Source organism: Chelatococcus caeni (assembly GCF_014196925.1).
GTDB lineage: Bacteria > Pseudomonadota > Alphaproteobacteria > Rhizobiales > Beijerinckiaceae > Chelatococcus_A > Chelatococcus_A caeni.
Genome location: NZ_JACIEN010000007.1, coordinates 114,494 through 126,583, shown reverse-complemented (window position 1 = coordinate 126,583; position 12,090 = coordinate 114,494). Strand labels below are relative to the sequence as shown.

Below are 12,090 nucleotides of genomic sequence, written 5' to 3'. Positions count from 1 at the left end.
CTCCGCGGGGGCCCCGCGGACGTTGGGGAAGTCCGTGGTTCTTGGCGGGCATCGTCCGACTGGTCGCCGGCGACCTCACCGAGAAGCGTGCGATCCAGGTGCTAGCGACGCTCGCGGGCGCGATCCTGCTGGCCAGCGCACGGGGCGATCCGGCCATCTTCGATCGCGCCACCGCCGATCTCGGCTGAAGCAGCTATGCAATCGAACGACACGGCGAAGGCACCAGGTGCCTGGCCGGCTATGCGGCTATAGGGCAACAGGCAGGCGGGGCCCGAAGACGCCGCCTGCCTGTTGCTGCCGCCCGGTCTGCCGATCACCGCACGGCGCGTCCGGCGCTCTGCGCGGCCTGGTCGATGACGCCGGAGACCACCTCCGGCTGCGTCATGAAGACCGCATGGCTGGCCGCGACTTCCGTGATCGTCGCGCCGATCCGCTTGGCCATCCCGAACAGCATCTTCTGGTCGAAGGCCTTGTCCTCGGTGGCGATGACCGCCCAGCTCGGCTTGGTCCTCCAGGCCGCATGCTCGAGGCGGGTGCCGAAGGCCGACATGTTGATCGGCACCTGCGAGTCCCGCATGAACGCGGCATCGGCATCGCTGACGTCATGAGCGAAGCCGGCCTGGAATGTCTCAAGGTTCAAGAAGCCGAAGCCGTCCGCCTGCGTGTCGATGACGAACTCGGGCGGGGTCGTGAACCCGTCGTACTGCTGCGCCGTCGTCTCGCCGGCGTCGGGCGCCAGCGCGGAGACATAGACGAGGCCGGCCACCTTCGGGTGGACGCCTGCTTCGGTGATGACGGTGCCGCCCCACGAGTGCCCGACGAGGATGGTGGGGCCGGCCTGGCGATCGAGAGCCCGCTTGGTCGCGGCAACATCGTCGGCAAGCGAGGTCAGCGGGTTTTGCACGATGGTGACGCGGTATCCACGCTTGCTCAGTTCGTCATAGACCCCACGCCAGCCGGAGCCGTCGGCAAAGGCACCATGCACCAGGACGACGTTTCTGACCGCTTGGTCCGCAGGAAGCTCGGAAGAATGCGCGACAGTGGCGGCGGCAATGCCAGCGCTGAGGGCCGTCGCGGCCAGGAGGGTTTGCGTCATCGTGCTCATCGGTCTCTCCATATCTGGTGCGCGACAATTGTTATCGCGATAATTATCATTAGCGCGGCGAGTGCCGACTGTCCAGCATAATTTTTATCGCGATATTCATTTTCGTGCGCCGGGCCGCTATATGGATTACGGAAGGAGGCCGCCATGAGCCGGAAAACAACCGACCCTCTGCCGCTGGACGATCAGCTCTGTTACGCCATCTATTCGGCGGGGATCGCCATTCAGCGCGTCTACAAGCCGCTGCTCGACGCGTTGGGGCTGACCTACCCGCAATATCTCGTGCTCAATGTGCTGTGGCGCGAGGACGGGCAGACGGTGGGCGGCATCGCCGAGAAGCTGGCGCTGGAATCGAGTACTCTGACACCCTTGCTCAAGCGGCTGGAAGCCGCCGGCCTCGTGCGCCGCACGCGAAATCCCGACAATGAACGGCAGGTGGTGGTCGCCTTGACCGACGAGGGTCGTGCGCTCCGGTCCCGGGCCGGCTGCCTGGGCGATGCGCTGCTTTCGGCCTCGGGGCAAAGTCCGGCAGACCTGGGCGAGCTCAATCAGGATGTCCGGGCGCTTCGCGACGCGATCTATGGTCACATCGGCGGCTGGAATGTTCCGGCCTGACCGCCGGCATCGGACGAGCTTTCCGGCAGCGGACGTTGGCCCGCTACCGGGCACCCTCAATGGCATGGGCGCGCGAAACGCCGCGGCGAACACCGGAGGCGCTGGCGAGACGCCGTGCTGGGTCGAAGCAGGAGATCGGCGGCGGTCTGTGCTGCGATCCGCAGCAGGGACTGGGGCTACTCTTCCTTCCGGGCCAGCATCTGCATGCCGCGCTTGGTCAGGCTGCCGTCCTTGCGCATTGCGGTCTTCAGGCTGGTTAGCGCTACATCGTTTTCCTGCGCAAATGCATCGCGTGACTGTCCGGCCGCGACGGCGGCCTGAGCCTGCCGGAGGATCTCGGGGGTGGCGCCCTTGAGGTGCCCGCCTTTCACGCCGCCGGCCACCAGCTGTTCGCCAAGGACGGTCAGCGTGCTGTCGGAGTGAATGCAATGCCGCAGGCTGTTCAGCGAGATGTTATTCGCTTGCGCGAACTCCGCCAGCGTCTGGCCTGTCGCAATGGCGGCCTGGGCCTGTCGGAGGATCTCGGCGTTCACCCCCCGGAGTTGTCCGCCCTGCACGCCGCCAGCCAGCAGCTGCGTGCCATAGAGAGTTGGTGTCCCGTTGGTGCGCACGGAATGCCGCAGACTATGAAGGGATACGTTATTGGCTCGCGCAAACGCGTCCAGCGATTGCCCGGCCGCGACCGCAGCCTGGGCCTGCCTGACCACCTCCGCGGTGACCGGCTGAAGCTGGACTCTCGGCTGCCGCTGCTGGAGGTAGTTCGAGGTGAGGCTGCCATCGGCATGCAGGACCAGCTGCAAGCTGCTGAGAGAGACATTGTTCGCCAGCGCGAATGCGCTCAACGACTGCCCCGCCGCGATGGCGGCTTGGGCCTGCCGCACCGTCTCCGGCGTGACGCTCTGAACCTGCCCGCCCTGCACGCCGCCGGCCAGCAGCTGCGTTCCATAAACCGTCAGGCTACCGTCGACATAGATGGAATGCCGCAACGAGTTTATGGACACACTGTTTATTTCCGCGAACTCGCCCAGTGACTGTCCGGCGGCAACGGCCGCCTGGGCCTGCCTCACGATCTCGGCCGTGACGCCGCGGAGCTGTCCGCCCTGCACGCTGCCGGCCCGCAGCTGCGCGCCGCGCAGGGTCAGGCTGCCGTTGGCGCGAACGTAGGTCTGCAAGGTCGCCAGATTGACCCCGGCGCCGTCTGCGAACTGCGCCAGGGTCATTCGTCCCGGCCCGCTCCCGACCCAGTCCTGCGCGAGGCGCAGCATCTCGGCCGTGACGCGTGGTGCGGCCTGATGGCTGGTGCCGGGCATGGCATCCTGCAGTCCGAGAGCGGCAACGGCCGCCATTCCCCCAGCCGCGGACCCCGACGGGCCCGCTTGCGACTGTGCTTCGTCACCGAGCGCGGCAAAGAACTCGTCCACGCCCTCAATCACCGGCAGATCCGCTGTGGGCCGTGCGCTGCCCTCCGCGCGCCCAGCCTGCGTCGGCGCTGAAGCCGGAGACATCCCACCGGCACGCGCGAAGGAACGAAATGCCTGCTCATCGGCGTGCCGGGCCGGGGATGCGGGCGGCGCCGGGCTGACGGATCGACTGTCCATAAACAACTCCCGAAGTATTGGAGAAGACGTTAAGTTCTTATCTGGCAAATTTTTCAGCGGCCATCGCGTGGTAATCGAATTCTGTATGTCTGAAACAGCAACATACTGAGAGCGTGCATCAGGCACCTGCAGGCGGCCTGTTGTTCGGCGTATTCTTAAGAATGGCTGGGTGCCGGCGTTCTTTAGGCGCCAGATTCTCAGCGTGCTCCACAAGTATCATATATTTCGAACATGGGTTCTACGCGGTGAACTTTGAAACTCGCACGGGCGCGCCTTGTTTGCTCCGTGTTTCGGGAGTTGTTTATGGACAGTCGTTCGATCAGTCCCTCGCCGCCGGGGCCGCCGGGCCATGGCGCCGACGGGCAGGTATTTCGCTCTTTCGCGCGCGCCGCAGAATTGTCCACTGTCCTGCAGCCACCGGCCGAGCGGGCGGAGGGCAGTGCATGGCCCAGCGCTGATCTGCCCGTGATCGAGGGCGTGGACGAGTTCTTTGCCGCGCTCGCGGATGAGGGATCGAAGCCGCAGGTGGGGCGGATCGCTGATGGGGGACGGCCCGTCGCGGCCGCTCTCGGGCTGCAGGATGCCATGCCCGGTCCCAGTCGTCAGGCGGCGGCGCGTGTCACGGCCGAGATGCTGCGGCTCGCGCAGGACTGGGTTGGAAGCTGGCCGGGACGAATGACCCTGGCGCAGTTTGCAGACGGCGCCGGCGTTCCCTTGACGACCTTGCAAACCTACGTACATGCCGATGGCAGCCTGACCCTGCGGGGCGAGGAACTGCGCGCCGGCGGCGTGCAGGGCGGACAGCTCCGCGGCGTCACGGCCGAGATCGTCAGGCAGGCTCAGGCCGCCATTGCGGCCGGTCGGACACTGGGAGAATTCGCGCAGGCGAACGATGTGTCCGTCAGCAGCTTGCGGAACTTTGTATACGCGAACGGCAGTCTGTCCGTGTTCGGCGCACAGCTCCTGGCGGGCGGCGTGCACGGTGGGCAGGTCCAGGGCGTCACGTCCGACACGGTGAGGCAGGCCCAGGCCGCGGTCGCGAGCGGCCAGTCGCTGAGTGCGTTCGCGCTGGCGAACAATGTTTCCTTGAACGGCTTGCGGTCGGCCCTTCATGCCGATGGCACGCCGGTTGCGGGGCGCGTGCAGCCACCCGGCCTCAGGCTTCAGCCGGCGAACGCGGAGGTCGTCAGGCGAGCCCAGACGGCCGTCTCGACGGGGCAATCACTCGAGGCGTTTGCGCAGGCGAACAATGTCTCCTTGCGCAGCCTGCGGCATTTCGTTCGCAGCGGCGGCGCTCTGACCTTGGCGGGCACGCAGCTGCTGGCAGGCGGCGTGCAGGGCGGACAGCTCAGAGGAGCCAATGCCGAGAACATCAGGCGGGCCCAGGATGCTATCGCCGCCGGACAGACGCTCGAAGCATTCGCGGGGGAGAACGGCGTCTCCCTGAACAGCCTGCGCCATTGCATTCACGCCGACGGTACGCTCACGGTGCTCGGGGCGCAGGTTGTGGCTGGCGGGGTGCGGAGCGGGCACCTCAAGGGCGCCACCGCTGAGGTCGTCCGGCAGGCTCAGGCTGCGATCGCAGCCGGGCAGACACTGGCCGAATTTGCGCAGGCGAACGATGTGGCTCTGAGCAGCTTGAAGAGTGTCCTGCGCAACGACGGCACTTTGACGAAAAGAGGCACGCGGCTGCTGGCCCGCCGTGAGGGCCAGCCATGAGGGCCAGCCATGACCTGATGAGGCGAGGGGCAATCCGTCCCCGCGCCGCCGCAGGCCTCGTCCCGCTGGGAGCTCTTCGTGGTCTTCATGCGTCCATCCCGGCGGCGCTTCCAGGGTGCAACAATGCCAGCCTTCGTGACCCGTATCGTATGAAGAACTCATTTAAGCGGCCATGTGCCATCAATTTTACTGTAATAAGCGAGAGTAAGTCATAAAAATGCTTTCGACATCTCTTTTCGGTGCTCCGGCAAGCGCCTCGACGACTATTGCTCACCAGCCGCCATTCCCGCTGAAGAAGCCGGGGGCGAATTTGTTCTCACCCGCCTACGATCCTCATGATCCAAAGGCGGCAGCCAGGATCGCCAAGGAGATCCGGCAGGCCAACAAGTTCATGCACGAGATGTTTCCCGAGATGCGCTCCGACCCGGACGTTGCGGGTGATGCTGCGCCACGTCGGGAGAGGGCCGCGGACGGCGCCCCCAGCCATCGGGGGCACCACCGCAAGAAGTATCATGTTTCCCGCAAGGCCGACGATGCTCCCGGCAGCCTGCCGTCACGGGACGCCGGGCTCGGCGATCCGATCTTTCGAATCGATGCCAACGGCAAGCCCCGCCAGGTCGGATGGCGCGCCCCTGACGGTACGGTGACGAAGACTGGGCCGGAGCTCGATGGGCCGAAGGGAGCCGGGCACAACGATTCGGCCGGCGCGGTCCAGCCTCAGGGCAAGCCGGACGGTCGTCCCGTCTCCCGGACAGCGGCCGACGGCAGGATCAGCCAGGCGGGTTGGCGCGACCTGAGGCAGGCCGAGGCGATCAAGCGACAGCTGGACCATCCCGAGCCGAGGCAGTTCATCGGGCCAAAGGACAGTATTTTCCTCGTGCATCCCAACGTCGCCAAGGCGTTCGGCGGTCAAATCGGCGATCCGTCGATCCAAAGCAAGATCATAGACGCTATCCAGAAGAAGGGGATCGAATCCGTCGCCAACGACTTCGGAACATTTGCGCCCAACGTTCCGATGAGTTGGGACTTCAAGTTCGATTTTAATGGCCGCGCGCCGACAGGGGTGAAAGAGTTTGCTCGGGCGGATATGCGTCTCTTCAGGGATGAGCTAGCCTGGTATATCCATCGAAATAACGAGAACGCAAGCAAACGCCCCTTGGTTATCGACTCGGCAACGACATATATACTTGTCTCAGATGTCGAGCATGGCGTTATCGGTCAGGCGATACCCGGCGCGGCTTATATGATCATTTCCTTCAATCACCTTGATGATGGTGTCTTGAAGCATGAGTTCGGCCATAAGTTCGATCTGATGCACGATGATGAGCACGATGGAGATGGAGCAGGTGTCATGTATCCCTCCGTCCGCAGACATCAGAACACCAACTATACGGACAAGAACAAGGACGACATGGTCGGCCCGCTGACAAGGGCAATAGGCTACGATCCGAAAACGGGAAACGCCCTGCCGGGCAAGTAGTCGTCGTAAAGGCGCCCGTAGAGGCCTGGCTCCCGGACGATGGTGTCCGTCACGAAGCGGGGCATCGTCGGCGGACGGGCGCCATCTGCCCAGCCTGAGCCAAGGGGTGAGAGCGCATCGCCCCGCAGATGCCCGAGCCGGTCGACAGGACCGGTTCGGACGTCACGTGTTGCGCGTTGCTCCATGCGGTGACCCCGGGAGTTGTCGGCGCCTCACGCCATCCACACCCGCGAGCGCAGCAATTCGTCGGCGGCCCTGCGCCGCCGCTCGACGGCGGGCGGCTCGGCAAGCACGACCATTCCGATCCCGCCGAGGATCCTGAACTCGGCCGGGAGGCCCTCGGCGCCCAGTGCGGCCACCGCAATGTCGATCTCGCTGCTCGCGCCGGTCCGCACGGCATCTGCGATCCTCGCCGAGAGGGCGGCGCGCAGGTGCGCCGGCAGGCCCCGCCGAGCATGGTGAAACGCGCCGTTGATAAAGGCCATTGCCGCGAAGGCGCGGCGCTCGCTGGTATTCATGGTCATGCTCCGAGAAGGAGCGGACTAGAACATAACGGGAACAGAATGGCGAGTCTTTTTTCCACCCGCGTGGTGGTTCCGCGCCACCGCCGAAATCGGGGAACCGCCATCCCTCAGCCTTTGCCGGCAGCCGCCGCGAATGCCGCAAGCTCCTGCCCATACCGAAGCGGCTCCTCATAAAACGGGCTGTGGCCGCTTTCGGAGAAAAGCGAGAGCCGGCTGTTCGGGTGAACAGACTTGATTCGCTCCGACATCGCGACCCGCACCAGCCGGTCGTGGACGCCGTGCGTCAGGAGGATCGGGCCGGCATAGGCCTTGAAGACGGGCTCGAGATCGGTTGTCCGCGTCTTGACGAAGCCCTCGTTCACGGCGCGGGCCGTCATGCCGTTGACGACCAGCATGCGCTGCATCTGCGCCTCGCTCGGCGGCTGGTGGAAGCAGGCGGCCAGGAAGTCGGCCGTGGCCGCGGTCCGTTCGGCCAGGTCGTGCGAGGTGGTGGTGCGTGTAAACGTCGCCGCCTCCTCGGTGAGGAGATCCGGCGACAGCCTGGTGACGGCATCGACCAGATTGATGCCGGCAATGCCGGAGCCGCCATATTTGCGCAGATAGGCGCCGGCCACGAAGCCGCCGAGCGACCAGCCCACCAGCACCGGCCGGCGGAGCCTGGCGCCGGCAATCACGGCGGCAATGTCGTCCGCCCATCGATCCGCATCGGAATAGGCGTCGAGGGTGTTCGGCTTGTCGGAATCGCCGTGGCCGCGCAGATCGAAACCGACCAGGCGGAAGCCCCCCAGCGCCGGGTCTGCGAACTGCTTCTCCCAGCTCAGCCGGCTCTGGCGCAGGCCGTGGATGAAGAGGATCTCCGGCGCCTGCACGTCTCCCTGCGCCTCGCCCGCCAGCATCGTGCCGTCCGCCGAGCGGACGACGAATGGCTCGCGCGCTGCCCGGGGTCTGTCCGGAGCGGATTTCGCTTTGTCGGCGGAGACCGCCTGTGCTCGGGAAGCCGTATAGGCGCCCTCGGCCGCCAGGGCGGCGAGGCCAACGGCGCCGGCGAGGAACGTGCGTCTTGTTCGGTCCATGGTTTGCCTCCTTGTTGTTTAGTGATCGCTATTCATCATTGCTTGACTCCGCCTGTCAAGGATTGTTTAGTGGGCGCTATGGAACGGGAGGCGAAATCACGTGGCGGCCGGCCCTGGAGCTTCGACCGGGAGAAGGCGGTCGAGACGGCCATGCGGCTGTTCTGGCGGCACGGTTACGAGGGGGTGTCGGTCGGCGACCTCACGAAGGCGATCGGGATCGCGCCCCCAAGCCTCTACGCAGCCTTCGGCAGCAAGGCCGGGCTCTATGGAGAGGTGCTCGACCGCTACGAGGAGAACTTCGGCTCGTTCGATGTCGCTTCGGTGCGTTCGGCCGCCTCGCTGGCGGAGGCGGTGCGGGCGCTGATGCAAGGGGCGGTGGAGGCTGTGACGCACCCCGACCGCGAGCGCGGATGCATGATCTCCAGCGGCATGGCCGCGTGTCATCCGGGGCACGCTCCACTCGCGCGCGATGCGGCCGCCCGGCGCAACGTCATGCGCGAGCGGATTGCTGAGGCACTGCAGCCGTTTGCCGGTCCAGGCGTTGTGGATCGCCTGGCACGCCATCTGGCGGCCGTCCTGCAGGGCATTTCGATTCAGGCGCGGGACGGCGCGACGCCGGCGGAGTTGCAGGAGATTGTCGAGGACGTCGTCTCGGGCGTTGCGGCACGGTTTCCTGAAGGGGTGGGGTAGTCCGGCAGCCCGGCAGCTCTTAACGGGTGATCGGTTAGTCTAGCGGCGTGACACCGTGGCAGGCCTGCCGGTCAGCCGATCCACCCCGCCGGACTGCCCGAGCCGCCTGCTGCCTCATGGCCGTGAGGTGCGTCGCGCATGTTGGCGCAGGCCATGGGCTGCGCGCAGGCATGCCCCGCCGACGACGGGCATCGAGGCGACATGAAGGATGACCGCGCCGATCCGGCGGCGGTGCGGCCCGAGATGGGGCAGAAGTTCCCGCAAGCCCGCCCGGGCGAGCGCGGCCGCTTCCCGGTTGCCGGCCCGCTCGGCCATGGCCCAGCGGGCGAGGAGGGTGCGGCAGAAGCGCGGGGCGATCAGGTCCCGGGACGGGAAGCGGCCTTCCTGCGGGCGGTCGGGAAAGCCGGCAAGAAGCTTTCGCGCATAGATCATCAGCGATCGCTCCATGCGGATCGAGCGCGAGGCCGCCGCCGCATGGCTGCGGCGCAGGACGGTGGGCTCCTCGACATGGAGGCTGTGGAAGCCGGCGCACAGGAGGCGCAGGAACAGGTCGTCGTCCTCATAGCCGCTGAGGCGCTCGTCGAAGCCGCCGACAGCGAGAAAGGCGTGGCGGGCGACGAGCGCCGCCGACGGGAGCACGAACATGTCCTGCGCCAGGCATTCATCGACGCTTTGTTTCGGATGCCGCCCCGGCCGGTGACGCAGCAGGGACGGCGCGAGGAGGCGCCCGGCCGCATCGACGACGCTGACGTCGCAATAGGCCCAGCCGGTCTGGGCCGGGCCGTTGTCCGCCGCCGCCCGGAGATTGGCGAGATGCTGCGGGTGCCACACGTCATCCTGGTCGAGGAAGGCGATCCAGTCGCTGCACGCTTCGGCGACGCCGAGATTGCGGGCCGCCGACTGCCCGCCGTTCGCCTTCTGCAGGATCTTCAGCGGCAGCCGCCCGGCAAAGCGCCGGGCCCGGTCCGGGCCGTCGTCGGTCGAACCGTCGTCGACGACGATGACCTCCTGCGGCGGTGCGCTTTGCGCGCAGACGCCCGCCAGGGCCTCTTCGATATGCGCCGCGCCGTTGAAGAGGGGGATGACGACGGCCACGGAGGGGCTATGCGCAGTGCTCGGCATTGTTCCAGCTGACCCGACCGCGGATGCATCCGGAACAGGAATAAGCCAATCGCCCCGGCTGTCCATCGCCAGGCGGGATGGCTGGCTGTCGCGCCGCTTGCAATCGGTGCGAGCAGCCGGCAAATGCCTGTTGCAGCTGGTACGGAAGCAGCTTGGCGTTGCGAACGTGCGCCGTTCCGGTGCGGGTTGGGCGATGTCGCAGCTTGCCTGCCGCAGTGGCGGGGCGTACCCCGGCCGGAGGTGACGAGGGTACGGATGCGGTGATTCGGCCGGGCGGCCTCAATCTGCCTGCTCATCCGATGTGAATCGCGGAGCGGAGCTTGCTGCAATTTCCTCCACCATCCGGCCGCTGGCACATCATCGACCGGCTGCGCCGTGCGGCCAAGGCGCTCCCTTTCGCCATCAAGGCTAAGCGCCGGCTCGACGCCGCCGTCGCGCGCCGCTGGGGAGCGGACGCCCGCTATGCCGCATGGGCAGCGCGCCACAGCCCGGGGCCGCAGGAGTGGGCGCGCATGGCGGCCGAGATCGCCGCCATGGCCGAGCCGCCGCTCATCTCGGTGGTGATGCCGGTCTACGAGACGGACCCGCGCTGGCTCGGCGCCGCCATCCGGTCGATCCAGGCCCAGGTCTATCCCCATTGGGAACTGTGCCTGTCCGACGATGCCTCGACGCGCGCCGACGTGCGCGCCATGCTCGCCGAAGCCGCGGCCGCGGACGGGCGCATCAAGGTGCATGTCCGCCCCGAGCGAGGCCACATCAGCGCCAATACCAATTCCGCACTCGCCCTGGCGAGCGGCGAATTCATCGCGCTCGTCGATGCCGACGACGAACTGCCCCCGGACGCGCTCTACTGGATTGCGCGCGAGATCCTGGCCCATCCGGACGTCGACATGATCTTCTCCGACGAGGACAAGATCGATGCCAAGGGCCGACGCTTCGGCCCCTATTTCAAGGGCGACTGGAGCCCGGCGCTGATGCTCGGCCAGAACGCCTTCTCGCATCTCGGCGTCTTCCGTCGCGCGCTCGTCGCGGCCGCGGGCGGGCTGCGCGAGGGCTTCGAGGGCGCGCAGGACCACGACCTCGCCCTGCGCTGTGCCGAGCTGACCGAGCCGGCGCGCATTCGCCACGTGCCGCGCGTGCTCTACCACTGGCGCGCCCTGCCGCAGTCGACGGCGACGGCGCCGGAGGTCAAGCCCTATGCCTGGCAGGCCGGGCGCCGGGCGATCCTCGAGCACCTCGCTCGGCGGGGCATCACGGCCGAGGTCGAGCCCGGCGTCGGCGGCTTCTACCAGGTGCGTTATGCCCGGCCGGAGGAATGGCCGCTCGTCTCCATCATCGTGCCGAGCCGCCTCGGCGCGGTCGCCCGCCGCTCGCTTGAGGCGCTGCTCGCCGGCTCCACCTATCCCCGCTTCGAGGTGCTGCTCGCCGTCGGGGCGGGCGATGCCGCCCGCCCCGAGGCTGCCGCCCATCTTGCCGCCCTGGGCGGGGACGAGCGGGTGCGTGTCGTCGCCTACGAGCGCACGCCCTTCAACTATTCCTGGGTCAACAATCACGCCGCGCGAGAGGCGCGGGGAGACTATCTCTGCTTCCTCAACGATGACGTGACGCCGATCACGCCCGGCTGGCTGGAGGAGATGGTGCTGCGCGCCCGGCTGCCCGGAGTAGGGGCGGTGGGGGCGATGCTCTATTACCCCGACGACACCATCCAGCACGCCGGCGTCATCCTCGGCATCGGCGGCGTGGCGGATCACGCCCACCGGCACGTGCGGCGCGGCAGCCCGGGCTATTTCGGCCGGGCGGCGCTCGACCAGGACCTGTCCTGTGTCACTGCGGCGGCGATGGTGATGCCGCGGCGCCTCTTTGAGGCGCTCGGCGGCTTCGATGAGGCGCTGCCCTGCGCCTTCAACGACGTCGACCTGTGCCTGCGCATCCGCCGGGCGGGCCAGCGTATCCTGTGGACGCCGCAGGCCGAGCTCTACCACCACGAGTCGCTGACCTTCGGCCCGCACGATTCACCCGAGCGCACCGAGCAGTTCCGCAAGGATGTCGCGGAGATGCGTCGCCGCTGGGCGGCGGAACTCGACGCCGATCCGTTCTACAACCCCAACCTGTCGCGCGACATCCGCCGGCAGTGGCAGGTGGCGGGCTGATCCGGTCTCGCTGCCGG

The 12,090-nt window shown here is 67.1% G+C and carries 11 protein-coding genes; 6 read left to right on the top strand and 5 right to left on the bottom strand.

The features are described from left to right. Positions 1-41: 41 nt before the first annotated feature. Positions 42-188, top strand: coding sequence for a hypothetical protein (locus tag GGR16_RS22205; RefSeq protein WP_019402387.1), 147 nt, complete (start codon positions 42-44; stop codon positions 186-188). Between the two features lie 125 nt (positions 189-313). Here the strand turns inward: GGR16_RS22205 and GGR16_RS22200 are convergent, their stop codons facing one another. Continuing rightward, positions 314-1,105: an alpha/beta fold hydrolase gene (locus GGR16_RS22200; RefSeq protein WP_040404498.1), complete on the bottom strand. Its 792-nt coding sequence runs from the start codon at positions 1,103-1,105 to the stop codon at positions 314-316. 144 nt (positions 1,106-1,249) lie between these two features. On the opposite strand from GGR16_RS22200, the gene GGR16_RS22195 reads away from it, so the two are divergent. Beyond that, positions 1,250-1,717 carry a MarR family winged helix-turn-helix transcriptional regulator gene (locus GGR16_RS22195; RefSeq protein ID WP_019402389.1) on the top strand — a complete coding sequence of 156 codons (468 nt, stop codon included), beginning with the start codon at positions 1,250-1,252 and terminating at the stop codon, positions 1,715-1,717. A gap of 176 nt (positions 1,718-1,893) precedes the next feature. Here the strand turns inward: GGR16_RS22195 and GGR16_RS22190 are convergent, their stop codons facing one another. Next, positions 1,894-3,315, bottom strand: a complete 1,422-nt coding sequence (locus GGR16_RS22190; protein WP_245258891.1) for a hypothetical protein — start codon at positions 3,313-3,315, stop codon at positions 1,894-1,896. A gap of 303 nt (positions 3,316-3,618) precedes the next feature. On the opposite strand from GGR16_RS22190, the gene GGR16_RS22185 reads away from it, so the two are divergent. Together GGR16_RS22185 and GGR16_RS22180 are read left to right on the top strand one after the other, a co-directional pair. Next, positions 3,619-5,034 (top strand): hypothetical protein, encoded by a 1,416-nt coding sequence (locus GGR16_RS22185; protein ID WP_246373250.1) that lies wholly within the window; start codon positions 3,619-3,621, stop codon positions 5,032-5,034. 217 nt (positions 5,035-5,251) lie between these two features. After that, positions 5,252-6,514: a hypothetical protein gene (locus GGR16_RS22180; protein WP_183318226.1), complete on the top strand. Its 1,263-nt coding sequence runs from the start codon at positions 5,252-5,254 to the stop codon at positions 6,512-6,514. A gap of 212 nt (positions 6,515-6,726) precedes the next feature. On the opposite strand, the gene GGR16_RS22175 is transcribed toward GGR16_RS22180, so the two are convergent. Together GGR16_RS22175 and GGR16_RS22170 are read right to left on the bottom strand one after the other, a co-directional pair. Then, positions 6,727-7,032: a hypothetical protein gene (locus GGR16_RS22175; protein ID WP_183318225.1), complete on the bottom strand. Its 306-nt coding sequence runs from the start codon at positions 7,030-7,032 to the stop codon at positions 6,727-6,729. Between the two features lie 113 nt (positions 7,033-7,145). Beyond that, positions 7,146-8,111: an alpha/beta fold hydrolase gene (locus GGR16_RS22170; protein ID WP_183318223.1), complete on the bottom strand. Its 966-nt coding sequence runs from the start codon at positions 8,109-8,111 to the stop codon at positions 7,146-7,148. Between the two features lie 78 nt (positions 8,112-8,189). Here GGR16_RS22170 and GGR16_RS22165 point away from each other — a divergent pair, with 78 nt between their 5' ends. Continuing rightward, positions 8,190-8,801: a TetR/AcrR family transcriptional regulator gene (locus tag GGR16_RS22165; protein WP_183318221.1), complete on the top strand. Its 612-nt coding sequence runs from the start codon at positions 8,190-8,192 to the stop codon at positions 8,799-8,801. Positions 8,802-8,915: 114 nt separating this feature from the next. Here GGR16_RS22165 and GGR16_RS22160 read toward each other — a convergent pair whose 3' ends face one another. Then, on the bottom strand, positions 8,916-9,923 hold the full coding sequence (locus tag GGR16_RS22160; protein ID WP_183318219.1) for a glycosyltransferase family 2 protein: 1,008 nt from the start codon (positions 9,921-9,923) through the stop codon (positions 8,916-8,918). A gap of 320 nt (positions 9,924-10,243) precedes the next feature. On the opposite strand from GGR16_RS22160, the gene GGR16_RS22155 reads away from it, so the two are divergent. Next, positions 10,244-12,073: a glycosyltransferase family 2 protein gene (locus GGR16_RS22155; protein WP_053193649.1), complete on the top strand. Its 1,830-nt coding sequence runs from the start codon at positions 10,244-10,246 to the stop codon at positions 12,071-12,073. The last annotated feature ends 17 nt before the right edge of the window (positions 12,074-12,090 follow it).

Coding starts and splice junctions, on each gene's coding strand:
- GGR16_RS22175 (WP_183318225.1), bottom strand. CDS start 7,032: ATGAATACCAGCGAGCGCCGCGCCTTCGCGGCAATGGCCTTTATCAAC.
- GGR16_RS22200 (WP_040404498.1), bottom strand. CDS start 1,105: ATGAGCACGATGACGCAAACCCTCCTGGCCGCGACGGCCCTCAGCGCT.
- GGR16_RS22160 (WP_183318219.1), bottom strand. CDS start 9,923: ATGCCGAGCACTGCGCATAGCCCCTCCGTGGCCGTCGTCATCCCCCTC.
- GGR16_RS22165 (WP_183318221.1), top strand. CDS start 8,190: ATGGAACGGGAGGCGAAATCACGTGGCGGCCGGCCCTGGAGCTTCGAC.
- GGR16_RS22195 (WP_019402389.1), top strand. CDS start 1,250: ATGAGCCGGAAAACAACCGACCCTCTGCCGCTGGACGATCAGCTCTGT.
- GGR16_RS22190 (WP_245258891.1), bottom strand. CDS start 3,315: ATGGACAGTCGATCCGTCAGCCCGGCGCCGCCCGCATCCCCGGCCCGG.
- GGR16_RS22180 (WP_183318226.1), top strand. CDS start 5,252: ATGCTTTCGACATCTCTTTTCGGTGCTCCGGCAAGCGCCTCGACGACT.
- GGR16_RS22185 (WP_246373250.1), top strand. CDS start 3,619: ATGGACAGTCGTTCGATCAGTCCCTCGCCGCCGGGGCCGCCGGGCCAT.
- GGR16_RS22170 (WP_183318223.1), bottom strand. CDS start 8,111: ATGGACCGAACAAGACGCACGTTCCTCGCCGGCGCCGTTGGCCTCGCC.